28 protein-coding genes are annotated in these 25,348 nt (G+C 62.4%); 17 read left to right on the plus strand and 11 right to left on the minus strand.

What is annotated here, in order from left to right:
• Positions 1 to 2 precede the first annotated feature (2 nt).
• Entirely contained in the window at positions 3 to 1,229 is a 1,227-nt protein-coding gene (locus ACK1U9_RS00665; RefSeq protein ID WP_196188195.1) for an MFS transporter, read from the minus strand.
• Positions 1,230 to 1,506: 277 nt separating this feature from the next.
• The gene (locus tag ACK1U9_RS00670; protein WP_449109598.1) at positions 1,507 to 2,382 is read right to left on the minus strand and encodes a universal stress protein; all 876 of its coding nucleotides are present in this window, start codon (positions 2,380 to 2,382) and stop codon (positions 1,507 to 1,509) included.
• 49 nt (positions 2,383 to 2,431) lie between these two features.
• On the opposite strand from ACK1U9_RS00670, the gene ACK1U9_RS00675 reads away from it, so the two are divergent.
• Complete coding sequence (locus ACK1U9_RS00675; protein ID WP_449109599.1) at positions 2,432 to 2,857, plus strand: MAPEG family protein; 426 nt, start codon at positions 2,432 to 2,434, stop codon at positions 2,855 to 2,857.
• Between the two features lie 211 nt (positions 2,858 to 3,068).
• Here ACK1U9_RS00675 and ACK1U9_RS00680 read toward each other — a convergent pair whose 3' ends face one another.
• Positions 3,069 to 3,446 (minus strand): termination factor Rho, encoded by a 378-nt coding sequence (locus tag ACK1U9_RS00680; protein ID WP_085598299.1) that lies wholly within the window; start codon positions 3,444 to 3,446, stop codon positions 3,069 to 3,071.
• Positions 3,447 to 3,735: 289 nt separating this feature from the next.
• Between ACK1U9_RS00680 and pstS the strand changes: the two genes are divergently transcribed.
• From pstS to ACK1U9_RS00735, 11 genes are all read left to right on the plus strand, one after another.
• Complete coding sequence (gene pstS, locus ACK1U9_RS00685; RefSeq protein ID WP_046613914.1) at positions 3,736 to 4,767, plus strand: phosphate ABC transporter substrate-binding protein PstS; 1,032 nt, start codon at positions 3,736 to 3,738, stop codon at positions 4,765 to 4,767.
• A 72-nt stretch (positions 4,768 to 4,839) separates the two neighbouring features.
• On the plus strand, positions 4,840 to 5,805 hold the full coding sequence (pstC, locus tag ACK1U9_RS00690) for a phosphate ABC transporter permease subunit PstC (protein ID WP_013972145.1): 966 nt from the start codon (positions 4,840 to 4,842) through the stop codon (positions 5,803 to 5,805).
• The gene (pstA, locus tag ACK1U9_RS00695; protein WP_023661149.1) at positions 5,805 to 6,698 is read left to right on the plus strand and encodes a phosphate ABC transporter permease PstA; all 894 of its coding nucleotides are present in this window, start codon (positions 5,805 to 5,807) and stop codon (positions 6,696 to 6,698) included. The genes pstC and pstA overlap by 1 nt, the downstream gene beginning before the upstream one ends.
• 75 nt (positions 6,699 to 6,773) lie before the next feature.
• On the plus strand, positions 6,774 to 7,535 hold the full coding sequence (gene pstB / locus ACK1U9_RS00700) for a phosphate ABC transporter ATP-binding protein PstB (protein WP_233687519.1): 762 nt from the start codon (positions 6,774 to 6,776) through the stop codon (positions 7,533 to 7,535).
• A 93-nt stretch (positions 7,536 to 7,628) separates the two neighbouring features.
• Entirely contained in the window at positions 7,629 to 8,327 is a 699-nt protein-coding gene (locus tag ACK1U9_RS00705; protein WP_085588069.1) for a hypothetical protein, read from the plus strand.
• Positions 8,327 to 8,926, plus strand: a complete 600-nt coding sequence (locus ACK1U9_RS00710) for a hypothetical protein (protein WP_046613911.1) — start codon at positions 8,327 to 8,329, stop codon at positions 8,924 to 8,926. The genes ACK1U9_RS00705 and ACK1U9_RS00710 overlap by 1 nt, the downstream gene beginning before the upstream one ends.
• Positions 8,927 to 9,085: 159 nt before the next feature.
• The gene (locus ACK1U9_RS00715; RefSeq protein WP_015270026.1) at positions 9,086 to 9,640 is read left to right on the plus strand and encodes a helix-turn-helix domain-containing protein; all 555 of its coding nucleotides are present in this window, start codon (positions 9,086 to 9,088) and stop codon (positions 9,638 to 9,640) included.
• A gap of 27 nt (positions 9,641 to 9,667) precedes the next feature.
• Complete coding sequence (locus tag ACK1U9_RS00720; protein ID WP_322492989.1) at positions 9,668 to 11,014, plus strand: glutamine synthetase family protein; 1,347 nt, start codon at positions 9,668 to 9,670, stop codon at positions 11,012 to 11,014.
• Positions 11,015 to 11,097: 83 nt separating this feature from the next.
• Positions 11,098 to 11,871, plus strand: coding sequence for a gamma-glutamyl-gamma-aminobutyrate hydrolase family protein (locus ACK1U9_RS00725; protein ID WP_085598301.1), 774 nt, complete (start codon positions 11,098 to 11,100; stop codon positions 11,869 to 11,871).
• A gap of 68 nt (positions 11,872 to 11,939) precedes the next feature.
• A complete protein-coding gene (locus ACK1U9_RS00730; RefSeq protein ID WP_046613908.1) occupies positions 11,940 to 13,298 on the plus strand; it encodes an aspartate aminotransferase family protein in 1,359 nt (452 codons plus the stop codon).
• Positions 13,299 to 13,545: 247 nt separating this feature from the next.
• Positions 13,546 to 14,100, plus strand: coding sequence for a helix-turn-helix domain-containing protein (locus ACK1U9_RS00735; RefSeq protein WP_046613907.1), 555 nt, complete (start codon positions 13,546 to 13,548; stop codon positions 14,098 to 14,100).
• A 31-nt stretch (positions 14,101 to 14,131) separates the two neighbouring features.
• Here ACK1U9_RS00735 and ACK1U9_RS00740 read toward each other — a convergent pair whose 3' ends face one another.
• The gene (locus ACK1U9_RS00740) at positions 14,132 to 14,902 is read right to left on the minus strand and encodes an SDR family NAD(P)-dependent oxidoreductase (protein WP_046613906.1); all 771 of its coding nucleotides are present in this window, start codon (positions 14,900 to 14,902) and stop codon (positions 14,132 to 14,134) included.
• Positions 14,903 to 15,060: 158 nt separating this feature from the next.
• On the opposite strand from ACK1U9_RS00740, the gene ACK1U9_RS00745 reads away from it, so the two are divergent.
• From ACK1U9_RS00745 to ACK1U9_RS00755, 3 genes are read left to right on the plus strand one after another with little or no spacing between them, the layout of a single operon-like run.
• The gene (locus tag ACK1U9_RS00745; protein WP_046614092.1) at positions 15,061 to 15,582 is read left to right on the plus strand and encodes a chalcone isomerase family protein; all 522 of its coding nucleotides are present in this window, start codon (positions 15,061 to 15,063) and stop codon (positions 15,580 to 15,582) included.
• A gap of 44 nt (positions 15,583 to 15,626) precedes the next feature.
• Complete coding sequence (locus tag ACK1U9_RS00750; protein ID WP_135002057.1) at positions 15,627 to 17,153, plus strand: cryptochrome/photolyase family protein; 1,527 nt, start codon at positions 15,627 to 15,629, stop codon at positions 17,151 to 17,153.
• A complete protein-coding gene (locus ACK1U9_RS00755; protein WP_075045543.1) occupies positions 17,150 to 17,332 on the plus strand; it encodes a DUF2256 domain-containing protein in 183 nt (60 codons plus the stop codon). The genes ACK1U9_RS00750 and ACK1U9_RS00755 overlap by 4 nt, the downstream gene beginning before the upstream one ends.
• On the opposite strand, the gene ACK1U9_RS00760 is transcribed toward ACK1U9_RS00755, so the two are convergent.
• From ACK1U9_RS00760 to ACK1U9_RS00790, 7 genes are all read right to left on the minus strand, one after another.
• Complete coding sequence (locus tag ACK1U9_RS00760; protein WP_046613904.1) at positions 17,270 to 17,758, minus strand: DUF2878 domain-containing protein; 489 nt, start codon at positions 17,756 to 17,758, stop codon at positions 17,270 to 17,272. The two genes, ACK1U9_RS00755 and ACK1U9_RS00760, sit on opposite strands and share 63 nt — an antisense overlap.
• A complete protein-coding gene (locus ACK1U9_RS00765; protein WP_046613903.1) occupies positions 17,758 to 19,020 on the minus strand; it encodes an SAM-dependent methyltransferase in 1,263 nt (420 codons plus the stop codon). The genes ACK1U9_RS00760 and ACK1U9_RS00765 overlap by 1 nt, the downstream gene beginning before the upstream one ends.
• Entirely contained in the window at positions 18,995 to 19,804 is an 810-nt protein-coding gene (locus ACK1U9_RS00770; RefSeq protein WP_108480996.1) for a DUF1365 domain-containing protein, read from the minus strand. Before ACK1U9_RS00770 ends, ACK1U9_RS00765 begins: the two co-directional genes overlap by 26 nt.
• Complete coding sequence (locus ACK1U9_RS00775) at positions 19,801 to 21,048, minus strand: NAD(P)/FAD-dependent oxidoreductase (protein ID WP_046613901.1); 1,248 nt, start codon at positions 21,046 to 21,048, stop codon at positions 19,801 to 19,803. The genes ACK1U9_RS00770 and ACK1U9_RS00775 overlap by 4 nt, the downstream gene beginning before the upstream one ends.
• 6 nt (positions 21,049 to 21,054) lie before the next feature.
• Positions 21,055 to 21,807 carry an SDR family NAD(P)-dependent oxidoreductase gene (locus ACK1U9_RS00780; protein ID WP_046613900.1) on the minus strand — a complete coding sequence of 251 codons (753 nt, stop codon included), beginning with the start codon at positions 21,805 to 21,807 and terminating at the stop codon, positions 21,055 to 21,057.
• Complete coding sequence (locus ACK1U9_RS00785) at positions 21,804 to 22,226, minus strand: nuclear transport factor 2 family protein (protein ID WP_046613899.1); 423 nt, start codon at positions 22,224 to 22,226, stop codon at positions 21,804 to 21,806. Before ACK1U9_RS00785 ends, ACK1U9_RS00780 begins: the two co-directional genes overlap by 4 nt.
• Before the next feature lie 102 nt (positions 22,227 to 22,328).
• Positions 22,329 to 22,775 carry a PAS domain S-box protein gene (locus tag ACK1U9_RS00790; protein ID WP_046613898.1) on the minus strand — a complete coding sequence of 149 codons (447 nt, stop codon included), beginning with the start codon at positions 22,773 to 22,775 and terminating at the stop codon, positions 22,329 to 22,331.
• Positions 22,776 to 22,928: 153 nt separating this feature from the next.
• On the opposite strand from ACK1U9_RS00790, the gene ACK1U9_RS00795 reads away from it, so the two are divergent.
• Positions 22,929 to 23,816, plus strand: coding sequence for a MerR family transcriptional regulator (locus ACK1U9_RS00795; protein WP_449109600.1), 888 nt, complete (start codon positions 22,929 to 22,931; stop codon positions 23,814 to 23,816).
• A gap of 217 nt (positions 23,817 to 24,033) precedes the next feature.
• Complete coding sequence (locus ACK1U9_RS00800; RefSeq protein WP_046613896.1) at positions 24,034 to 25,218, plus strand: porin; 1,185 nt, start codon at positions 24,034 to 24,036, stop codon at positions 25,216 to 25,218.
• Positions 25,219 to 25,348: the final 130 nt, after the last annotated feature.

The following is a 25,348-nucleotide window of genomic DNA, read 5'->3' on the forward strand; positions in this document are numbered from 1 at the left end:
ACTCAGCCAGGTTGCGCCGCCAGGCTGTTGCTGACATTACGGCCCAACACCAGCACCGTAGCGAAACCGCAGCCCACCAGGGCCGTGGCCAGGCTCAACAGCACCGAGCTGCCCAGCTGGTCGACGATCCGCCCGCCGAAGAACGAGCCCAGCGCAATGATCACCTGGAACATTGCAACGAACAGCGGCATGCCACGTTCGACATCCTTGGGCGCGACGACGAACATCCAGATACTGGCGCAGGCCGGGAATGCGCCGAAGGCGAAGCCCCACAATCCGATCAGCATCGCCGCACCGGTCATGCCGGTAGCGAAGTGAGGGAACAGGGCGGTGCTGCTGCCAATCATCAACGCTACCAGCAGCAGGGTGTGACGTACGCTGCGGTTGGCGGCGAAACCGGCGAAGATATTGCCGAATACCCCGGCCATGCCATAAAGCAGCAGCAACGAGCCAATGGTCGGCCCATCGAAGCCGGAGCTTTGTTTGAAGAAAGGGGCGACATAGGTGTACGCGGCAAAGTGCGCCAGACCGATCAGCAACACGGCGATCAGGCCAACCCGCGCCTGTGGGTTGATGAACAGGGCTGGCAGGTCGCTGATGCGAATGGCCTTGTCCGGGTTGAGCCGCGGTAGCAACAGGATCTGCGCCAGCAGCACCGGTACGCCCAGTAGCGCGGTTACCAGGAAGGTCATGCGCCAGCCCAGCAGGCCGCTCAACCAGGTGCCTACCGGCACGCCCAGCACGGTGGCCAGGGTTACGCCGACCATGATGATGGAGGTGGCCTGGGCTACGCCCACGCCCCTGGGCGCCAGGCGACCGCTGAGGGCAATGGCTGTCGCCCAGAAACCGCCGATACTCACGCCCAGCAGCACGCGGCCGAACAGCAGCAGGTTGAAGTCACTGGCGTACGCCACTACCGCGTTGGCGATGATCATGATCAGTGTCAGTCCGATCAGCAGATAGCGACGGTCCAGAGCGCCAATCCCCACTGACAGCAGTGGGGCGGCGAGGGCGGCCATGATGCCGGGCAGGGTGACCATCAGGCCGGCGTGGCCTGCACTGATGCCCAGGTCGCTGGCGACATCGTTGAGTACGCCAACCGGCAGGAACTCGCTGGTCACCAGGGCGAAGGCGCCGACGGCGACCGAAAGGATTGCCAGCCACTGCTGGCTGACGCTTTGTTGATCATGTTCGGGGAGGCCGCTAGGGGCCTGGTTGGCACTTGGCATGGTATTGGATTCCAAGAGAGGGATGTCGCCTGAAGCAGGCGCAAGGAGCGGGGGAAATTTGCTGGCGATTATAGGGGGCGCTTTCGCCTGGCCAACATGCGGGTCGCTCGATAGTAATCATCAGCGCAATCGATGAAACGCCTTGTGCAGAGCGCCCATCGCCGCTCGAAGCTTCTTGCAGGAGCAGTACAAGGCTACTCCTGCAAAACCTCACTGAACCAATGAGTCATGTGTTGTCCGCGAAGGACACGCAAGCGTCCTCCACATCACCTGCATCCTATGGCGACACCAGCACATCGCACTGGGATTCGTTCAGCACATGCTTGGTGACGCTGCCTATCAGCAGCTCTTCAAGCGTGCTTTCCCCTTGCTTGCCGACCACGATCAGGTCGCATTCCAGCTGTTGTTCCTGCTCGGCAATCCGCCAGCCTGGGTCGCCATGCACCACGATTTGCCGAGCATCTGCCACTCCGGCGGTTTCGCTCAAGGCCGCGAGCTGCTTCAGCGCATCCTTGCGGATGACATTGCGATAGTGCGTAAGCGTGTCATGGTCGATGTGGGCGAAGCGCATGCTGCCTTCGAACGGTGCCTCGTACACATGCAACAGAATGATCTCGGCCTGTGGGGCAACGGCCCTTGCCAGTTCGATGGAGCGCAGTGACGAAGGCGAAAAATCAACTGCAACCAGCAAGGTCCGGTAGGTATCGCGAGGCGCCTGCTTGACCACCAGCAAAGGGCAGGGCATGCAGTTCAGCATCTTCTGTACAGTGGAGCCCAGCAGCAGGCGCCGCGCCACGCTCTGGCCCTTCGCCCCACACACCAGCAGGTCGCTGCGCTTGTCCTGCACTACACGGGTGATCTCTGTGGTCACCGAACCATGCGCGACCTGCACGCCAGCGGCGATGTCATGGCGCTGGAACAGCATTGCAGCCAGCGCGCGAATTTTTTCGCCAGCGGTATCCAGTACGCGCTTCAGCAGATCGTCACCCGGTGCCACCAACTGCTTCAGGCGCTCGAAGGGGGCCGGATTGGCAACGTACAGCAGGTCCAGCGCTGCCTGCTGCTCCTTGCTCAGGTGCGCAGCGCGCTCTGCCGCGTTGCGGGCGGAGGTAGACAGGTCGGTGGCTACCAGTATGTGGTCCAGCGGGCTCATGTGGGGGCTCCTTGTCCAAAGCCGCGCGCGGTGATCGATGGCGATGACCTTGAGCACGATGCGCATGGCGGTTGTCGATTCGTTCCTTGCTGACAGCCATCGTCGCGCGAACCGGGGCCGGCGGCTTGATTTGCATCAATGGAGTGTGGCACCGATCTCGAGCTCACCACTCGCCACCAGCATTCTCCTCTGCATTGGCCAAATGGTCCCCCAGGCCGCCAGGGTGTGGGCTAACGACATGGAAAATATCCCGGTATTCTTCGCGCTCTGCGGGCTCGCCATTGCCCTCGAGACAGCGGCGGGGCCCAACGTCTGGTTGAGCATCGTGTTCACTGCGGCCAGGCTCTTGCATACGTGGGCCTACCTGGCGAGGGTGCAGCCGTTGCGTACCGTGCTTTATGGCATCGGGGTGATCTGCTTGCTGGGTTTTTGCGTGGTTGTCACAGCAAGGGTAGTGAGTTTTTTTGCCCTCTGAGGCAGTACCGCTGCCGGGCTCGTAGTGGCATCTACCTGTCTGCATGAGTCGATTTTTTCAGGCGTGCTCGGTCCCTGTGGGAGCGGGTTCACCCGCGAACACCGGCGAAGCCGGTGCCATGCACCGCGTTGCATTCTCGCGGGCACGCCCGCTCCCACAAGGTCGCGCTTGGCCCAGGCGGCGCTATTGCGCGGGTGGCCAAAGGCTTGCGTCATGCGTGCTTGAGCGCTTCCACCAATTGTGCCTTGGTCATGGTGGAGCGCCCCTTGATGTCTTTGCTGCGCGCTTCCTTCATCAGGCTTTGCTTGCTCTGGGTTTCCAGGGAACTGTCCGATGTACGGGAATGACCTTGACGTGACTTCGCCGCCCGTTTGGCCGAGTCCGAGCGGGCAGTCTTCTTCTCGCTGGAAGAGGTGGCCTTGCCCGAGCCGCCTTTCTTCTCACCACCCCCGGACTGTTTGTTTACGGTGGCCCAGGCGCGCGCTTCAGCCTGGTCTTTCGGTACGCCTTTGTGCTCGTAGCTTTCTTCGATATGTTCGGCTTTGCGCTTCTGCTTGTCGGTGTATTTGTCCTTGTCGCCGCGTGGCATGGCATTCGCTCCCGTCTGGTTTGCATGAGCGGTTGAATGCCGCAGCGACGCCCGAGTGCCCGGTATCCGACCAGCGGTGCCCGGAAACCGGTTGCCCACTGCAAACAGTCATTCAACCGACACATCGAGGCCTTAGGGTTGAGACAGGAACCCGTCCAGGGCTCTGGTTACTGATGTTGCCGTGATGGCGCCGCCAGACGGCTCTACCGTGCGGCCTGCCATTCAATGGTCACAAAGCTGTAACATTGCTGCTGCAAAGTGTGCCGGCCATCACACGGAGCACTTTTCGATGATACGCCTGATGAAGTCTGCTGCACTCGCCGTTGCCGTTTCTGTTTGCGCCACCTCGGCATCCTTCGCCGCAGAGAACGTCCGCCTGACCGGTTCCGGCGCCAGCTTCCCGGCACCGATCTACCTGACCTGGTTCAAGGCCTTCAGCAAGGAAACCGACGGTGTCACCGTTGACTACCAGTCCAAGGGGAGCGGGGCGGGTGTCCAGGACTTTCTGAACAAGACCGTCGACTTCGCCGCCAGCGACTCGGCCATGAAAGCCGAAGAAATCGCCAAGGTCGGCGAGGGCGTGCAGTTGCTGCCGATGACCGCCGGTGAAATCGTCCTGGCTTACAACCTGCCAGGCAACCCTAAAGGGTTGAAGCTGCCACGTGATGTGTACTCCAACATCTTCCTCGGCAAGATCACCCAGTGGAACGACCCGCAGATCGTCGCGGCCAACCCTGAGCTGAAACTGCCAGCTACCCCGATCACCGTGGTCGTGCGTGCCGACTCCAGCGGTACCACTGCGGTATTCACCAAGCACCTGTCGGCCATCAACGCTGACTTCAAGCAAGCGCTGGGTGAAGGCAATACCGTCAACTGGCCGGCCAGCGACAAGTTCATCAAGTCGCCGAAAAACGACGGTGTAACCGCCACCGTCCGCCAGACCCCAGGTGCCATCGGCTACATCGAATACGGCTTCGCCAAGCTGGCCAAGGTCGACTTCGCCCAGCTGCAGAACAAGGCCGGCCAATACGTCGTGCCGAACGCCGAGAGCGGTGCCGAGGCTCTGGCGGCGGTGAAGATGCCGGAAAACCTGGTGGCCTGGCTGCCTGACCCGGACGGTGCCAAGTCCTACCCGATCACCTCCTACACCTGGATGATCTTCCGCAAGGACAACGGTAACCCGGCCAAGGCCAAGGCCATGCGCGAAATGGTCGAATACAGCCTGACCGAAGGCCAGAAGATCGCCGACTCGATGGGCTACATCCCGCTGCCACCGTCGGTTGTCGATCAGGTACGCAAAGCGTCCGCAAACATCCAGTAACACGCCCAGGCGCTCCCGGTGTGGTCTGGTGGCCATACCGGGTGTGTTTGCCCTCTGTCCCGGAACTTGCCAATGAACACTCCTTTCGCCATCCCGGCCAATCCCGACTCCGCGTGCCAGCCACCGTCTGCGAAAGACTTCCTGGTTGATCGCACCTTCCGTGCGCTTGCACGCATCGGTGTGGTGCTGGTGCTGGCGCTGGTCTTCGCGCTGGTCTACGAAGTGGGCCGCAAGGCACTGCCTGGCATCGAGAAGCACGGCTTTGACGTGCTGTTCGGTAGTGTCTGGGACGTCAACCAAGGTAAGTACGGAATTTTGCCAGCGATCTGGGGCACGCTCTACAGCGCCCTGATCGCCCTGTTGATCGCCGGTTTCTTCGGCGTCAGCATGGCCATCTTCCTGACCCAGGACTTCCTCCCGGCCAGGCTGGCGGCGGTGTTCCGCACCATCGTCGAGCTGCTCGCAGCCATCCCCAGCGTCGTCTACGGCCTGTGGGGGATCTATGTGGTCATCCCGGCCATTCGCCCGCTGACCACCTGGCTGAACAGCGAGCTGGGCTGGATTCCCTTTTTCGGCACTTCCCTGAGCGGCCCCGGGCTGCTGCCTGCCGCGCTGGTGCTGGCGATCATGATCCTGCCGACCATCGCCGCCGTTTCGCAGGACGCCCTGACCAGCGTGCCGATGAAGACCAAGCAGGCCGCCTACGGCCTGGGCGCCACCCATTGGGAGGCCATCCTCAAGGTAATGGTGCCATCGGCAGCCACCGGCATCTTCGGTTCGCTGGTGCTCGGCCTGGGCCGTGCGCTGGGTGAAACCATGGCGCTGGCCATGCTGGTGGGCAATGCCAACAACATTTCCCTGTCCTTGTTCGCTCCGGCCAACACGCTGGCGGCCTTGCTGGCCCTGAACTTCCCGGAGGCCGGCCCGAACGAGGTCGAGGTGCTGATGTACGCCGCACTGGTACTGATGTTCATCACCCTGCTGGTGAACGTGCTCGGCTCGATGATCATGCTCTACGCCCAGCGGGGTAACAAATGATGACCAACCTCACCACCCCTGCAAACGCGTTGCCCAGCCTGCAGCGCAAGCTTGAAGGCCGTTCCCTGCGCAGCCTGTTGTTGACCACGCTGGCATGGTTCGCGGCACTGGTGGCCAGCGTGCCGCTGATTTCCGTGCTGTACATGCTGATCACTCGCGGCGGCGCACGCCTCAACCTGGAGGTGTTCACCGAGCTGCCACCCACCGGCTTCGAGATGGGCGGGGGCTTTGGCAACGCCATGGCCGGTACTTTCGTCATGGTCGGCATCGCTGCCGCCATCGCCGTGCCGGTCGGTATCCTTGCCGCGGTGTTCCTGGCCGAACTCGGCCCGGACAGCAAGCTGGCCAACGCCGCGCGCTTCGCCGCCAAGATGCTAACCGGCCTGCCGTCGATCCTGGCCGGCGTGTTCGCCTACGCCCTGGTGGTGATGACCACCGGCACCTACTCCGCGCCGGCAGGTGGAGTGGCCCTGGCGGTGCTGATGCTGCCCATCGTCGTGCTGACCGCTGAAGAGTCGATGAAGATGGTGCCCAAGATCATGAAGGATGCCGCCTACGGCATGGGCTGCACCCGTGCCCAGGTGATCTGGAAAATCGTTCTGCCCACCGGCCTGCCGGCCATCCTCACCGGTGTCATGCTGGCCGTGGCCCGTGCTGCCGGCGAGACCGCGCCGCTGCTGTTCACCGCGCTGTTCAGCAACTACTGGATCCTGCATGACGGCGACCTGGCGGTCATGAACCCGACGGCTTCACTGGCCGTACTGATCTACAACTTCTCCGGCATGCCATTCGACAACCAGCTCGAGCTCGCCTGGGCGGCCTCGCTGGTACTGGTGATGATCGTGCTGGTAATCAACATTCTGAGCCGAGTATTCGGCAAGCCCAAGTATTGAGAAAGGGAGCATCCGACCTTGAACGTATCCACTGCGCCAAAAGCCGCTCCCGTGGTCAGCGAAGCCCCCATCGTCATGGACTGCAAGCTGGACAAGATCTTCTACGGCAATTTCATGGCCGTTCGCGACAGCCATGTGCCGATCCGCAAGAACGAGATCACCGGTTTCATCGGGCCGTCCGGCTGCGGCAAGAGCACCGTGCTGCGTAGCCTCAACCGCATGAACGACCTGGTGAAGGGCTTCCGCTTCGAAGGCCATGTGCACTTCCTGGGCCAGGATGTCTACGGCAAGGGCGTCGACCCTGTGGTGGTGCGCCGCTACATCGGCATGGTGTTCCAGCAGCCCAACCCGTTCTCCATGAGCATCTTCGACAACGTCGCCTTCGGTCTGCGCCTGAACCGCTACAAGGGCGACATCGGCGACCGCGTCAAGCACGCGCTGCAGGGCGCCGCGCTGTGGGACGAGGTGAAGGACAAGCTCAAGGTCAGCGGCCTGGCCCTGTCCGGCGGCCAGCAACAGCGTCTGTGCATCGCCCGCGCCATCGCCACCGAGCCGGAAGTGTTGTTGCTGGACGAACCCTGCTCGGCACTCGACCCGATTGCCACCCGCCGGGTGGAGGAGCTGATGGTCGAGTTGAAAAAGGACTACACCATCGCCCTGGTGACCCACAACATGCAGCAGGCGATTCGTGTGGCCGACACCACCGCGTTCTTCTCGGTCGACATCTCCAGGGGCACCCGTACCGGTTACCTGGTCGAAATGGGCCCGACCACGCAGATTTTCCAGAACCCGCGTGAGCAGCTGACCGCCGACTACATCAGCGGCAAGTTCAGCTGAGGCCGTACCTGCCAAGGTGGCCGGGTGTTGCAGTCAGGGAGGCTGCAACACCCGGCCGCGTTACCTTCCGTCAAGTGTTACCAGGGATTTCCAATGCCAGCGACGCGTCGTCTTGATCTGCCAGCGGTAGAGCGCGCACTGCGTGAGGTGCAGGCCCGCTTCGCCGAACTCAGCCAGCATTTCACCGAACCGCGGGATCCATTCACCGACGAGGTGCTGCTGAATGTGGTTGAAGGCTATGCCCTGATTGACGACTATGTCGCCCGGGGTGTCGACCTTTTCGACCTTCAGCAACTGAACCTGATGCTGGAGATCAATGCCACCGTGCTGTGCGGCAGCGACCCGGCACGCCGGCTGGAGTTTGCCCCGCACCTGGCGGCGACCGAGGCGCACTTTTTCAATAATGTGGAGGGCGGCATCAAGGACCTCTACAACTGGTATTGCTCGTATGGCAGCGACTCGATCTGGAAGCGCGCGGCGGGTGTCTACGTTCGAATTCTGAGCAAGCCGCAGCTGTTCATCGAAGGCAACAACCGCACCGGGTCGCTCATTGTCAGCTACTTGCTGATGCGCGCGGGGCTACCGCCATTCGTGCTGTCGCTGGACAACGCCGAGGGTTACTTCAACCCGTCCTCGGTCATACGCAACTCCGCCAAGCATGGTGTCAAGGCTTTGTACGAACTACCCAAGATCAAGAAAAAGTATGCAGCTTTCCTTGAAGCGCACGCGCCCGAGCCCGGCAAGTTCTTCCTCGGCGGCACATCCATGCCTGCGCGCGAGAGGTGCCGCTGATGCAAAGCCCTTCTCTGTTCCAGCGCGGGCGGCAAGCCTTCGAGCGCGCGTTCAATCGCCCGCAGGTACGCATTTCGTTCGATATCGACGACACGCTCGCCTGCCAGGCCGACCACGCCGCCGCCGAGGACAGCAAGCTGCCGGCGTTCGTCCACCGCTGGTTGGGTGAACCCCTGCGCAGTGGCACGCGTGCGCTGATCCGCGACCTGCGCCGCCAGGGCTGCAGCATCTGGATCTACACCTCGTCGGGGCGCACCCCGGCCTATATCCGCCGTTGGCTGATGCTCTACGGCATCCGTGTCGATGGCGTGGTCAACAGTGACCGGCACCAGCATATCCTTGCCGTGAACGGGCTTGAGAATGCGCCCTCGAAGTTGCCGTCGGCCTTCGATATCGACCTGCATGTCGATGATTCCGAAGGCGTGCGGCTGGAAGGCGTCGACCACGGTTTTCGCGTGGTGGTGGTGTGCCCCAAGGATGAGAACTGGGCGCAGAAAGTGATGGATGCGGCGGTCGATGTCCAGGCACAGCTGGCCTGGCAGCAACCGCACCGCTATGAAATGCCGGTACGGCCGCGTTCGCAGGCCCTCGCTTCCTGAGGGCTTCAAGGTACTTTTCTCGTTACGCCTCTTCGCTGCTAGTTGCCCCCCACATCTCCATTCGCGGCTTCCCATTTTCAGCTTCGGCTTGACTCGTGAAATTTTTCATGTAATTTTTCATGAAAAATAAATCTAAAAATTTCACGGCAGTCTCAAGCGATGAAGATGCACGAAGAGGTTGAAGCCCTCGCGATCCTTATTCACGACCTGCGCAAATTCAAGAACCTGACCCTGGGCGAACTCGCCGAGCGCATCAACCGCTCGGTAGGCTTCCTGTCCCAGGTCGAGCGCGGTGTATCGCGCCCTACCGTGGCGGACCTTACCGCCATCAGCGAAGCGCTCGGCGTTTCCACCGCGTACTTCTACAACCTGAGCAAGCCACGCAGCGTCAGTTGGGTCACGCGCCCCCACGAGCGGCGCACGCTGTACCTCGAGTCGGGTATCACCGATGTGCTGGCTTCGCCCACCATCGGCGGCGCGTTCTCCATGCTCGACAGCCATCTCGAACCAGGCGCCAGCAGTGGCGAGCTGTACCTGACTGACCGTTCCGAGCAGGGTTGTTTCGTGCTCGAAGGCGAACTCACGGTCTGGCTGGACCACGGTGACGCCGTGACCCTGCAGGCCAATGACTGCTTCCAGCTGCACCCCCACGCGCAGTTCCGTTACGCCAACCTGACGGAAAAAGCCACCCGCGTGCTCTGGGTCTTCAACTGAATTCGTTCACCTCACAAGGACAAGAAGATGAGTGTCGTCTTTCCGGATCTGCTGACTGAAGTGCGCTCGTTCCGAGCGCAGCACCCAGAAATACGCTATGTCGACCTGATTGCGCTGGATATCCCCGGGCACTTCTACGGCAAGCGCTACCCCATGGACATGCTGGAAAAAGTCGCAGCCGGCGCGCCACTGAAGTTGCCGCAGAACTGCGTGCTGCTCGGCACCCAAGGTGGCCTCTACCCAATCGGTGACTACTGCTTCGCCGATGGCGACCCGGATGCCGGCCGCCGCCTGGTGCCGGGTACCCTCAAGCCGGTGCGCTGGGAAAAGGAACCGATCGCGCAGATGCTCATCACCTCTGACGGCACCGCCAAGCCCATCGAGTTCGAGCCCCGTGAAGTGCTGGCCCGGGTGATCCAGCGCCTGGCCAGGCGCGGCATTCGCCCGGTGGTGGCCTTCGAGCTGGAGTTCTACCTGTTCGACCGCAAGCTCGATAACGGCCTGCCACAGTACCCTCGCGACAAGGCGACCGACGACCACGACGACCAGCCGAACATGCACATCGAGCGGCTGTCGCGCTTCGCACCGGTACTGCACGAGATGGTCGATGGCGCCAACGAGCAGGGCGTGCCGGCGAACGTGATCACCGCGGAGCTGGGCCCGGGCCAGTTCGAGATCAACTTCTCGCACAGCGACGATGCCATGAGCGCGGCGGACTGGTCGGCGCTGTTCTGCCGCAGTACCCGCGGTATCGCGATGAAGCACGGCTACCGAGCCAGCTTCATGAGCAAGCCGTACCTCGACGCGCCGGGCAGCGGCATGCATGTGCACGTCAGCCTGTACGACAACGCCGGCAACAACATCCTGGCCGGCGATGACCAGCGCAAGCTGCGCCATGCGGTGGCAGGGTGCCTGGAGCTGCTGCCGCACTGCATGCCGATCTTCGCCCCCAACCACAATGCCTACCGCCGTTACGGCGCCATGGTCAACGCGGCGAGCAAGGCCAGCTGGGGTTTCGAAGACCGCGATGCGTGTATTCGCATCCCCGAGTCCGACCCGCGCAACCTGCGCATCGAACACCGCCTCGCCGGTGCCGACGCCAACCCGTACCTGGTGCTGGCGGCCATCCTGACCGGGATGGAGCATGGCCTGGAACGTGGCGTCGAGCCCATCGCCCCGCTGAACGACAACCGCCAGAGCGGCATCGAGTTCCCCAAGGATGCCTTCAGTGCCCTGGCCGCCATGCGTCACCACCCGGTGGTGAACGAGGGCCTGGGCAGTGAATTCGTGATGGTCTACTGCGAAAACAAATACCAGGAGCAACTGGACTTCATGCGCCACATCGATGCCCGCGAATACCGCTGGTTCCTGTAGGTGCGAGGTTGGGGCAGCCCCGCTGCCCCCTGCCTTTCTACCGTTTCAATACAACGCGCAATATGGATTTGCCGGAGGAAGATATGCCACGTGTGCCCGTTATCGGCATTACCGCATGCACCAGCATGATCGAGCTGCATGCAACCCAGACCATCAGCGAGAAGTACGCGCGCGCGGCGGCCCAGGCAGCGTGTGGGCTGCCCATCGTGATACCCAGCCTCGCAGACCTGATGGACAGCGCCGATATTCTCGACGTGGTGGATGGGCTGATCTTCACCGGTTCGCCGTCCAACATCGAACCGTTGCACTACAACGGCCCGGCCAGTGCAGCGGGCACCCATCACGACCCGCTGCGTGATGCCACTACCTTGCCGCTGATGCGTGCGGCCATCGCCGCCGGTGTGCCGGTGCTCGGCATCTGCCGTGGTTTCCAGGAAATGAACGTGGCGCTGGGCGGCACCCTGCACCAGAAGGTGCATGAGACCGGCAGGTTCATGGACCACCGCGAAAGCAAGGGTGAGCCCATCGAAAAGCAATATGGCCCGCGTCACGCCCTGCATATAGAGCCCGGCGGCATGCTCGACCGCATGGGCTTGCCGGCGGTCATCGATGTCAATTCCATCCACGGCCAGGGCATCGATGTACTGGCCCCCGGGTTGAGGGTGGAGGCGCTGGCACCCGATGGCCTGGTGGAAGCGATTTCGGTCGAGAACAGCAAAGGTTTTGCCCTGGCCGTGCAATGGCACCCCGAATACCAGGTCATGGACAACCCGCACTACCTGACCATCTTCCAGTCCTTTGGCAAGGCTTGCCGGCATCGCTCGGTATTGCGCCAGATGCTCTTGAAGTCCGCCTGACAGCATCTTTACCAATTACAAAAAAGTACCTGCGCAGCACGGCTGCGCAACCTGATGGAGTGAAGTCAATGAGTGAGCAGAATTCGCAGACCCTTGCCTGGCAAACCATGAGCCGCGACCACCACCTGGCCCCGTTCAGCGATGTTCGGCAACTGGCCGAGAAAGGCCCGCGCATCATCACCTCGGCCAAGGGCGTGTACCTCTGGGACAGCGAAGGCCACAAGATTCTCGATGGCATGGCAGGCCTGTGGTGCGTGGCGGTGGGCTATGGCCGCGATGAGCTGGCCGACGTCGCCAGCCAGCAGATGAAGCAGTTGCCGTACTACAACCTGTTCTTCCAGACCGCGCACCCGCCCGCGCTGGAACTGGCCAAGGCGATCGCCGATGTGGCCCCGCAAGGCATGAACCATGTGTTCTTCACCGGCTCCGGTTCCGAAGGCAACGACACCGTGCTGCGCATGGTCCGCCATTACTGGGCGCTCAAGGGCCAGAAGAACAAGAAGGTCATCATCGGCCGCATCAACGGCTACCACGGCTCAACCGTGGCCGGCGCGGGCCTGGGCGGCATGAGCGGCATGCACCAGCAGGGCGGGCTGATCCCGGATATCGTGCACATTCCGCAGCCATACTGGTATGGCGAAGGCGGCGACATGACCGAGGCCGACTTCGGCGTGTGGGCGGCCGAACAGCTGGAGAAGAAGATCCTCGAAGTCGGCGTGGACAACGTTGCCGCTTTCATCGCCGAACCGATCCAGGGCGCTGGCGGGGTGATCATTCCACCGCAGACCTACTGGCCGAAGGTGAAGGAGATCCTGGCCAGGTACGACATCCTCTTCGTCGCCGACGAAGTGATCTGCGGTTTCGGCCGTACCGGTGAGTGGTTCGGTAGCGACTACTACGACCTCAAGCCCGACCTGATGACCATCGCCAAGGGCCTTACCTCCGGCTATATCCCCATGGGCGGCGTGATCGTGCGAGATGAAGTGGCCAAGGTCATCAGCGAAGGCGGTGACTTCAACCACGGTTTCACCTATTCCGGCCACCCGGTGGCGGCTGCGGTGGGCCTGGAGAACCTGCGGATCCTGCGTGACGAACAGGTCATCGAGCAGGTACACGACAAGACCGCTCCTTACCTGCAACAACGCCTGCGCGAGCTGGCCGACCACCCGCTGGTAGGTGAGGTACGTGGCCTGGGCATGCTCGGCGCGATCGAACTGGTGAAGGACAAGGCCACCCGCGCGCGTCATGAAGGCAAAGGTGTCGGCATGATCTGTCGCCAGTACTGCTTCGACAACGGGCTGATCATGCGTGCCGTGGGCGACACCATGATCATCGCGCCGCCGCTGGTGATCAGCATCGAGGAGATCGACGAACTGGTGGCAAAGGCCCGCAAGTGCCTGGACCTGACGTACGAGGCTGTTCGGTAAGGGAAGAGCCCTGTGGCTGGTGCCAGTCAGTTGAATGGTTTTGGGTCGCTTTGCGACCCTTCGCGGGCATGCCCGCTCCCACAGGTACGGCGCCGGGCTCAGGAGAAGCGAGATCCCTGTGGGAGCGGGCGTGCCCGCGAAGGGCTGCAAAGCAGCCCCAATATCGCGATGAAGAATCTTGCTTTGTGAGTTGAATCATGTACTTTTCAGGGCATCAATTTTCCCATCCGAAAGTCGCGATTCAACCATGAAAGTGCACGAAGAGATCGAAAGCCTGGCCGTACTGATTCGCGACCTGCGCAAGTTCAAAGGCCTGACACTGGGCGAACTGGCCCAGCGCATCGGCCGTTCGGTGGGCTTTCTTTCCCAGGTCGAACGGGGCGTATCCCGCCCAACCGTGGCCGACCTCACGGCAATCAGCGAAGAGCTCGGTGTTTCCACGGCCTATTTCTACAAGCTGGACAAGCCACGCGAGCTCGACTGGGTCACCCGCCCTCACGAGCGCCGTACCCTTCACCTGGCCGGTGGCATCACCGATGTGCTGGCATCCCCGACCATAACGGGCGCGTTCTCCATGCTCGACAGCCACCTGGAGCCGGGGGCCAGCAGTGGCGAGGAGTACCTGGATGACAGCTCGGAGCAGGGCTGCTTCGTGCTCGAAGGCGAACTGACCGTCTGGCTGGATGGCGGCGAGCCTGTAACGCTGCACGCCAGTGACAGTTTTCAGCTGCAACCCCACGCAAGCTTTCGTTACGCCAACCTCACCGACAAGCCCACCCGCGTGCTCTGGGTGTTCAGCTGACAAGAGAAGCCAAGCCATGCTGGCTCTGGCGTCACCAGGCAATCGGTGTGCCGTCCCACGCCCAGAATGTACCGCTCTGGTCGGGACCGTGTCGGCTCACCAGCGCCAGGATGCATGTCGCTGCAAATGCCGGTGAGAACAGTTTTCCCGGCGGTACATTGCCCTGAAAGGGCTGGGAAAGGCGGGTGTCGGTGGTCCCGGGATGCAGCAATAGTACCGTGGAAGCAGGGTTCAGTCGCTTGAGTTCGATGCTCGCAGTGTGCAGAAGCTGGTTGAGCGCGGCCTTGCTGGCGCGATAGCTGTACCACCCGCCAAGATGGTTGTCGCTGATCGACCCGACCCGCGCCGACAGTGTCACATAGGTCATCGGTTGCTGTCGCAACAAGGGCAGCAAGTGCCTGAGCAGCAGGACAGGGGCGAAACAGTTGGTCGTGAAGCTGGCCAGCAGCCCAGCCATGTCCACCTGTGTCAGCGCTTTTTCGGCCCGTGCGGGTGCCTCTTGCAGCACGCCAAGCGTGCACAGTACAAGGTTCAGCTGGTCGCAGCAGGCGCCCACCCGCGCCGCCAGCGTTTGCAGTTCCGCTTCGGAACAGGCGTCGCAATCGATGCGAACCAACTGTCGCGGGTGCTCGGCGAACAAGGCTGCCAGCGCGGGGCTGCTGGTGGCATGTCGCGAGACGGCAAACACCCGCCCGATGTCGGCGCGCCCCAGCAACTGCGTGCACAGTGCAAGGCCAATCCCCTGGCTGGCTCCGCAGACCAGTACGTTGGCGGGAGAGTGAAGGTCATTGACAAGGCTCACTGAACTGCCTCCTTTTCCTGGCACCACCGTATGTCCGCCTGTTCACAACTTGCGCCGACATGTCGCTACGGGGTCGGCACGTAAAATTGTACAATACGGGTAAAAGCTGTACATAATTGCCAATATTGTACAGGTATTTTGGAGTGCTCGAGGTCACCATGGGGCGCACTGCTCGTTGGACCTGGCTTTGCCTGCTACTGACAGGCCTGTCCGAGGCGGCGGACTGGCGAGCGGAGCTCCCGGCGGCGCAACGGCTGGGCTCCGGTGAGTTCACCTGGTTTGGCCTGCGTCTTTACACCGCACAGCTATGGGCAGCAGGGCCGGTTCAGGACTGGAACCGGCCTTTTGCCCTTGAACTCGCCTATCACCGAAGGCTGTCCAGAGACGTGCTGGTGAAGGCCAGCCTCGAGGAAATGTACCGCCTGGATCCTGATAGCCTGACGCCGCAGCGGCGCGCGGCGTGGTCCCAGGCCATGCAGCAGGCGTTCGTGGATGTACGCCCTGGGATGCGTATCACCGGCTTGTACATGCCGGGGCAGGGCTGCCGTTTCTACGTCGATGGCAAACTCAGCCGGGTGATCGCCGACCCGGACTTTGCCCGGGCGTTCTTCGCCATCTGGCTCGATCCACGGGCCAGGGATCAACAACTGCGTCAGCGTCTGCTGGAGGGGGTGCCATGAATCTGCGTAGCGGTAACGTTCACCAGCCTGGGGTAACCTGAACGATGCGCCTGGGCCTGGTACTGGGTGACCAGCTTTCGTTCGACCTGGCAAGCCTGAAAGCCCTCGATCCTGACCGCGATGCTGTGCTGATGGCAGAAGTGGAAGGGGAAGCCAGGTATGTGCCGCATCATCCATTGAAGATCGTCCTGATCTTCAGCGCCATGCGGCACTTCGCCCAGGCGCTGCGTGAGCGCGGTTGGCAAGTGCATTATGTGCAACTCGACGATGACGGCAACAGCGGTAGCATCGTTGGCGAGTTGCGGCGCTGGCAGCAAGCCCTGGGAGCCACGCACATTCACCTGACCGAATGCGGTGAGTGGCGCCTGGAGCAGGCGTTGCGCGATGCCGCACTGCCACTTGTGTGGCATCGCGACACGCGATTTTTCTGTTCTCGCGAAGCCTTCGCGCGCTGGGCGCGGGAGCGCGGCCAACTGCGCATGGAGCACTTCTACCGTGGCATGCGCAAGCGTACCGGCCTGCTGCTGGAGCCTGACGGTAGCCCGGCAGGTGGAACCTGGAATCTCGATGGCGACAATCGCAAGGCCTTGCCCCGACAGCTGCGTGGCCCCTTCGCCGCGCATTTCGAGCAGGACCAGATCACGGCCGCGGTAATAGCCCTGGTACGCCAACGCTTCAGCGACCACTACGGAGCCATCGACGGTTTCGACTACCCCGTGACCCATGCCGAGGCGCTGCAGCTCTGGCAACACTTTCTGGAGTTCGGCCTGGCGGCGTTCGGTGACTACCAGGACGCAATGGCCGAGGGCGAGCCGTACCTGTTCCATGCGCGCATCAGTGCGGCGCTGAACATCGGGCTTCTGGACGTACGTTGCCTGTGCGACGAGGTCGACAAGGCCTGGCGCGAGGGGCGAGTACCGCTCAATGCAGCAGAGGGCTTCATCCGCCAGTTGATCGGCTGGCGCGAGTACGTGCGCGGCATCTACTGGCTGCGCATGCCGGAGTATGCGGCGCTCAACTACCTGGGCAACGAGCGAGCGTTGCCGGAATTCTACTGGACCGGGCGCACCCGCATGCGCTGCATGCAGCAGGCCATCGGCCAGACCCTTCGCCTGGGCTACGCTCACCATATCCAGCGGCTCATGGTCACCGGCAACTTCGCCTTGCTGGCCGGTATCGCCCCAGCCGCGATTTGTGAGTGGTACCTGGCGGTCTACATGGATGCCTTCGACTGGGTCGAGCTGCCCAACACGCTTGGTATGGTGATGTACGCCGACGGCGGCTACCTGGGGTCCAAGCCTTACTGCGCCAGTGGTCGTTATATCCAGCGCATGTCCGACCATTGCAAGGCGTGCAGTTACAGGGTTGACCACGTGACCGAGGAGGATGGCTGCCCGTTCAATGCCTTGTATTGGCATTTTCTGATTCGCCATCGCTCCGAACTTTCGGCTAACCCGCGTCTGGCGCTGGTCTATCGAAGCCTGGATGGCATGGCGGCTGACCGTCGCGATGCCGTGTGGCAGCGTGGCCAGTCACTGCTGGCACAACTCGATGCGGCGCAGCCGATATGAAAAAGGGTCTTTTGCCCAGCAAGATCTGCGTGGTGTGTGGGCGGCCGTTCAACTGGCGCAAGCGCTGGGCGCGTTGCTGGGCGCAGGTGCGCTACTGCTCCGAACGATGCCGCAAATCAGCACCGCACCGCGAGGCGCGCGAGCAGGGGCAGGGTAGCGGCCCATATCGGCACCAGTAACAGGCCGGTTTCCAGCGTGCCCATGGGCAAGTCGACATTTGCCAACCTCGCACCGCTCAGATAGGCCAGAGGGCCGCCAACTGCACCCACCAGCGCACCGAGCCGCCAGTGCCTGTCGGCCCATGCCAGGCTGTGGCGCATGCCGCTGGCCAGCACCAGCCACAGCAGCGCAAGCCACAGCGGCAGTGGCCAGGTGTCGAAACCGAACACGCCCAGCGCGCCCAGCACGCTGTCCAGCACACATCCCACCGGCGTTACGCGCAACAGCGCCTTGACCTCTGCGTGGACGTCCGGACACAGGCTCAGGTGCACGGCCAGGCCAGGAATCACAAGCAATGACAGGAAGGGTTTTTCGGCCCCCAATACGCACAGCCACCAGCCAGCCTGTAGCCACAAGGCATTGGCGAGCAGCCAGCGACGGCTCATCAGGCACTGCCAGGCAAGGGCGCGCGCCGTGCCTGGGGCGCTGCCCAGAGCAGATGCGCGACACCGATGGCGCGCTCCTCGAAACCGCCTTGGCAGTAACACAGGTAGAATTCCCACAGGCGCTGAAACATGTCGTCATAGCCCAGGTCCGTCAACGCAGCGCGTGCCTGGCGCAGGTTTTCTCGCCAGTGCCGCAGGGTGCGGGCATAGTCCTGACCGAAGTCTTCCATGTGCAAGAGGTTGAGTGCGGTGTGCCGGCTGGCAGTATCCAGCAACACGCTCAACGAAGGCAGTGCGCCACCGGGGAAGATGTAGCGCTGGATGAAATCGACCGACCGCCGCGCCTGTGCATAGCGCTGATCGCGGATGGTGATCGCCTGCAACAGCATCAGCCCGTCGGGCTTGAGTAGCGAGGCACACTGGCGGAAATACACCGGCAGGTAACGATGGCCCACGGCTTCGATCATTTCGATGGAGACCAGTTTGTCGAAGGTGCCTTGAAGGTCGCGGTAGTCTTCGCGAAGCACTTTCACGCGCTGCTCCAGCCCCAGCGCCTGAACGCGCTGCAGGGTGTGGCTGTATTGCGCCTCGGAGAGCGTCGTCGTGGTCACCTTGCAGCCATATCGGGTGGCGGCGTGGATCGCCAGGCTGCCCCACCCGCAGCCGATTTCCAGCAGGTGGTCGTCAGGGCACAGTTCCAGCTTCTGGCAGATGCGCTCCAGCTTGTGCAACTGAGCTTGTTCCAGCGTTTGTTCAGGGTGTTCGAACTGGGCTGCCGAATACATCATGGTGGGGTCCAGCAGCCGCTCGAACAGGGCATTGCCCAGATCGTAGTGCGCCAGGATATTGCGGCGGGCACCGCGCCGGCTGTTGCGGTTGAGTTTGTGCTGCAACCGCAGGGCAGGGCGGCCGAAGCGGGCCAGGCCGCCCTCGAGGGTGTCAAGTACCTCAAGGTTTGCGACAAACAGGCGAGTCACCAGCGCCAGGTCGGGACTTCGCCAATAGCCGTGGATGTAGGCTTCGCCAGCACCGATCGAGCCATTGCCGGCTATCAGGCTCCAGGTGATGTCATCAAGGATTTCCACCTCGGCCTGCAGCGGGCTGTCGGCGTCACCGAAGCTCCATTGCTGCCCGTGGCTGAGCAGGCGCAAATGGCCATGGCGCAGACTGCCCAGGCGGGCGAGCACGGCGTTTCGTGCCAGGCCACCGAACAACGGCCCGAGGCCGGCGAACTTGCTAACGCTCAGGGTGGGGTTCGACATCATCAGGGTCCTCGCAGGAATGGCCGAGCGCCAGGTCACTCTGGCTGGGCGTGTGGTCATGGATGGGCGTGCGTTTGAACAACAGGCGCAGTGCCTGCCAGTAGATGGCCGCGACGGTGCGCAGGCTCATCCAGGGGAAGGCCAGTACGTATCGGTGCACGGCGGCTTTATCCAGCGGCTGGCGCTGCAGGGCCAGGTCGGCCTCGAAGACCTTGCGATCGGCTTGCCAGTTCTCCATGTGGATGCGCACACGCTCTGGGTCCAGGGCAAAGTGCAAGCGATAGTCCATGTGCAGTGGCATGAAAGGCGACACATGAAAGGCCTTGGTGACAGTGAAGGGCCTGGCAAGGTTTTCCCTGACCGGCAGCACGTAATGGAAGCGTTCGCGCCATGGCGTGTTTCGCACTTCCAGCAGGATTGCCGTCAGTCGTCCGTCGCGGTCATGGCAGAAATAGAAACTGACCGGGTTGAACGACAGCCCCCAGCAACGCAATTGCGTGAGCAGGTGCACCGGCCCCTCAGGCATCTCTCCCGTCGCGTTGTGCACCAGCGAACGTGCAGCCTGGGCCAGCGTCTCGCCGCGGCGGGTCCGAGCTGGCAGGTAATCTGCCGGGTGCCAGCTGAGCGGCGCCAGACGCCAGCGCCACAGCCAACGTGACAGGCCTGTCAGCCAGGCTTGCTCGTCCAGGTCCAGGTAGAACATGCCGATCCTGTAGCGGAAGGCGTGGGGGCGCGGCGCCAGGCGCCGGTGGCTGACCCAACCCACGCAAAGGCTGCTGTTCACAGGTGCTCTCCGAAAAGCGCGGCCACCTTCAACGCACTGACCACGCCATCCTCGTGAAAACCGTTGCCCCAGTAGGCGCCGCAGAAGTAACTGTGGCGATAGCCCTGCAGCTGTTCCTGGCGCGCCTGCGCGGCGCACGCCGCAAGGCTGTACTGCGGATGGTCGTACTGGAAGCGGGCAATGATCTGCGCCGGATCCACCAGCGCGGTCTGGTTGAGGCTCACGCAGAACGTCGTCGGTGCCTGGATGCCTTGCAGAATGTTCATGTTGTAAGTCAGCGCGGCAGGCGCCTGCTGTGGCCCGCCGAGCCGGTAGTTCCAGCTGGCCCAGGCGCGTTTGCGGCGGGGTAGCAGACGGGTATCGGTGTGCAGCACCACATCGTTGCTGGCATAGCCGATGGCGCCGAGCACTTCCCGCTCCTGCACGCTCGGCGCTTCCAGCAGCGCCAGGGCCTGGTCGCTGTGGCAGGCAAACACCACATTGTCGTAACGTTCGGTACCGGCAGCGCTCATCAAGGTGACGCCACCTTCGTCGCGGCTGACCCGGTAAACCTTGCAGCCGAGGCGGATGCGCCCGGCAAACGGTCGGCACAGCGGACCGACATAGCTGCGCGAGCCCCCTTCGATCACGCGCCACTGTGGGCGTTGGTTGACCGACAACAAGCCGTGGTTGCGACAGAACCGCACAAAGAACGCAAGCGGGAAGCCGAGCATGTCCGCGCGGGACATCGACCATATCGCCGAGCCCATCGGTACGATGTAATGATCGATGAAGCGCTGCCCATACCGCTGCATTTGGAGGTAGGCGCCCAGGGTAGCGTTGGCATCGATACGCTGGTTATCCAGGTCGGCGAGCGCCTGACGGTTGAAACGCAGAATGTCCCTCAGCATCCCCCAGAACCCCGGGGACACCAGGTTGCGGCGTTGGGCAAACAAGGTGTTCAGGTCGTGCCCGTTGTATTCCAGGCCGGTGGCCGGATCATGCACGGAGAAACTCATTTCGGTCGGCTGCGAGGCGACTTTCAGGTGATCGAGCAAGCGGATGAAGTGCGGATAGGTCCAGTCATTGAATACGATGAAGCCGGTATCTATTGCATGGCGTTCACCCTGCCAGATCACATCGAGGGTATGCGTGTGGCCCCCGATCCATTGCTCGGCTTCGAAAACCGTAACCTCATGCCTGCGTGACAGCAGATGAGCGCAGGATAGCCCTGCGATGCCGCTGCCGATGATTGCTATACGCATGGATCATCATTCCTGTTCATGACGGGCAAGGTGTTGCCCTAGCGCCAGGCGCAGGCGTGCGGGCAGTGCGCCGAGCAGTCGCAATACCAGGGTGAAAAGCAGGGGGAAGTTGATTTCCAGCGGGCGCTCGGGAAGGCGTCTGGCGATATGGCTGGCTGCGCGCTGTGCCGACCATAGCTGGGGCATGGGGAAATCGTTGCGACGGGTCAATGGCGTATCTACAAAGCCAGGGCTGACGAGGGTGACGGCGATGCCTTCGCGGGCCAGGTCGATGCGCTGCGATTCCACCAGATAGCGCACGGCTGCCTTGGACGCGCCATAGGCACCGGCGCGGGGCAGGGCCAGCCAGGTTACCGAACTGCCCATCACTACCAGGTGAGGGTGCTGACCGGCGCGAAGCAAGGGCAGGGCCGCAGCCAGGCAGTAGCTGACGGCAAGGAAATTGGTACGCACCACGCGCTCGACAAGGGCTGGGTCGAAATGGCCCGGCTCCAGGTACTCGCAGGTGCCGGCATTGAGGATCACCCGGTCCAGCGCTCCCCAGGCCTGCTCGATACGGGTTGCGATCCCGGATACCTGTACAGGGTCGTCGAGGTCGCCAATGGCCAGCAGCACCTGCCCGGGAAAGTGTTCAGCCAACGGCGCGAGACGATCCGCATTGCGTCCGCCCAAGGCAACCTGGTGGCCTTGCTCCAGCAGGCATCGTGCAAGTGCGGCACCGATACCGCTGCTTGCGCCAGTCAGCCAGCAACGGCTCATGCGACCCTGCCTTTGAGCCATCGAATCGCACTGCCCATGACCGGAACGTGTTCGTAGAGCAGGGCTGCTGCGTCGAAATAGTCCTGGTGGAAATGGACCCGTTCATGCCATTGCAGGTAGCTGCATCCCTGCAAGGTGATCTGCTCACCACCGGCCAGGCGTGGATGGCGGAACTGCAGGGTCCAGCGCAGGTAACCTTGCCCGGGCGTCACTTCGTCGATGCTGGAAAAGGCATAGCGGATATCGTGAGCGTTGGCGTACAACTGCGCGAAATAGGCCCGCAGAGCCGGCAGCCCCTGGATCTGATGCAACGGATCGCGAAAGGTGACATCGTCGCTGTACAGCTTTTCAAGGGTGCCGAGGTTGCCCCCGTCGAGGCGGGTGAAATGCTCGGCGAATTGCTGCAGATACGCTGACATGCTGGGCTCCAGGAAATCCTGTACAGAAATGGCTTGCTGTACAGGTATAGCTGAAGTCTAAGCGTAAATCTATACAAGTCAACGACCTTGTATAGGTTTTGGTCAGCGCTCCGCCTGGCCCAGTTGCCGGCGCAATTCAGCTACCTCGGCCTCCAGCTCGCGCAGCTTTTCCTCGGCGAAAACCTGCGCTGTAACGTCGCGCTGGATGCCGATGTAGTACGTCAACTGGTCCGCTTCGTTGTGCACGGGCGTGATGGACAACTCGTTCCAGAACAGGCTCCCGTCCTTGCGGTAATTGCGCAGCACCTGGCAGCACGGGAGGCCTCCACGGATTGCCTCGCGGATGCTGTCGAGGCCCGCCTGGTCATGATCTTCGCCCTGCAGAAAACGGCAGTCCTGATACAGGATTTCCTCGGCGCGATAGCCGGTCAGGCGCTCGAAGGCGGGGTTGACGTAGATAAGGATGCTGTCGTCGCCTTCTTGCTCTGCGACGACGATGCCATCGTTGGAATGCTCGACCATCAGTTGCAGGAGTTTCGCGTTGATCATGGGGCCCACCTACAGGCATTTGTATGCGAAGTGCGCAGCCTGGCCTGCGTGCAGAAGGCCTCGGCGCCGTTTGTTGCATGATGAACCAACGAGGCTCGCCGCAGAAGGTGCATATGGGTTTAGAATGTGCCACCCCCCAGATAAACCCTCATCATGACTGACGCCACCCCAGCCGATTTGTTACCCATGCGCGATGTGGTCAGCCTGACCGGCATCAATCCGGTGACCTTGCGGGCCTGGGAGCGGCGCCATGGGTTGATAAGCCCGCAGCGCACCGAGGGTGGCCATCGCCTGTACACGGCCCGGGATGTCCAGCGCATACGCGACATCTTGCACTGGACCGGCAATGGCGTGCCCATCAGCAAGGTAGGCGACATCCTCGCAGGTCAGCCAGATGCGCCGGTGCAGCAGCACTCGGGCTTCGACGACTGGCGCGTCGCCGTGGAGCGCGCCACCAAGGCATTCGATACACAAGCGCTGGAAGCCATCCACGGGCAGTTGTTCACCATCCTGCCCAAGGCCAGCGTGCTGCGCGAAGTGCTGATGCCGGTCTGGCATGGCCTGGCTTCAGGCATTGCGCCGGGCCAGCGTAGCCAATGGCTGTTTCTGGACATGTTCCTGCGCGCCCGCCTGCTGCTGCGTCTGCAGATGAACCAGGCCGATGCGCCGCGCGTGCTGCTGGGAGGCACCGAGGGGCAAGCCGAACTGCAGGTATTGTGTACCGGGCTGTTGTTGAGCGGCGAGCAGCAACGCATCGAAGTACTCGGGTGCGGGCAGCCGCTGGAAGAAATCCCCATGCTATGTGCGGCGATGCAGCCTGCGGCACTGGTGATCAAGGTTCAGGTGCCGGTGGACCCTGTCTTGGCCAGGCGCCTGCGTTCGCTGCAAATGCAGATCGCTTGTCCGCTGGCCTTGATTGGCGAGGGGCTGGCCGATTCGCCACCCGCCTGGCAAGGCCTGCCGTTGTGTCTGCTGGACGAGCAACGGGCTGATGCCTCAAGCACGCTAGGCGCGTTGCTCAGTGGTGCCCTGGACCTTTGACCGGGGCCCGCTCCAGTCTGCCGTATTGATCCTCGCCTGCTCCTGTGGGTTACGCCAGAAGTCTTGCCTCTGGGTGTAACCCGGTCCTGGGCCGGAATCATCACGCCCCATGCGCTGGCCCAAAGCACCTGGCAGCCCATTCCAAGGCAGCGTTTCTGGCTGTTTGCCTGCTTCTGATAATCGCCTCCGACATCCCGTCCCCGTTTCGGAGCGCGCCATGTACAACAATAAGAAACTGTCCCCACGCTTGCTGGCGGCTGTTACCGTCAGCCTGTCGACCCTTTGCCTGAGCAGCTTAGCCAAGGCCGAGATCATGCTGTACGACAAGGACCAGACGACGTTTTCCACCGACGGCTATATCAACGCCTTCTACGTCAACAGCGATGTCGACCGGCAGGGCGAGCAGTTCGATCGCCGCCAGTCTCGGGTGAAAATGGGCTTTCTGCCCAACTACCTTGGCTTCAACATGGGCAAGCAGGTGGATGACCTGAAGCTCGGCGCGCGTGCCTCGTTCTGGGTGACCATCAACGACAGCGAAACCAACGGTACCGACACCGCCATCGATGTGCGCCAGTTCTACGGTACCGTGGCCAACCCCGAATGGGGCGAGGTGCTGATCGGCAAGGACTTCGGATTGTTCGCTCGTTCCAATATCCTGCTCGACGAACTGCTGGCCGGTTATGGCCAGGTCAGCGACACCCTGGGGCTGGTGGACGGCGGCGGGGTATCGTTCGGCAACATCGGTAGCGGCTACCCGTACCCGTTCCCCACATCGCAGATCACCTACCGCACGCCAGTGATGGACGGCCTGCGGGTGGCGGTGGGCATCATGGACCCGGTGGACACCAACGACAGCAGCCCGACCGGCAAGGCCTACCAGGAAAACCCGCGTACCGAGAGCGAGATCACCTACCAGTTCGACCTGGGTGGGGCGCAGATCTACAGTTGGGTCAACGGCAGCTACCAGACCTCCGACAACACCGACCCGGCGGTGCAGTCGGTCACCTCCAAAGGGGTCGGCTACGGTGTGCAGGCGAAGATGGGAGGGCTGTCGCTGACCGGCTCGGGGTTCCAGGCCAAGGGTATCAACCCGTTCTTCACCAACAATGCTGGCGAACCGACCTTGCGCAATGTCGACAGCGATGGCTACTTGCTGCAGGGCTCCTACAAGGTCGGCAAGAACCGGGTGGCGCTGTCCTATGGCAAGACCAAGGACGATGGCAACGGCGCGGTGGGCAGCGGTGCGGATTACGAGACTCGTGGCGTGGCGCTGTTCCATGACGTCAACGACAACCTCAAGCTGGTTGCCGAGTACAACCAGTTCTCCATCGATGGGCATGAAACCAGTGACCAGAACGAAGACACCGATACCTTTGCGGTGGGGGCGGTGCTCACCTGGTAGCCCTCGGCCTCGGCTCAAGATTGCTGGGGCTGCTGTGCAGCCCTTTCGCGACGCAAGGCCGCTCCCACAAAGACCGCGCAGGGTTCGTGAATTGGGCTTGCGCGGTCGATGTGGGAGCGGCCTTGCGTCG

Source organism: Pseudomonas sp. XP1 (genome assembly GCF_053557675.1).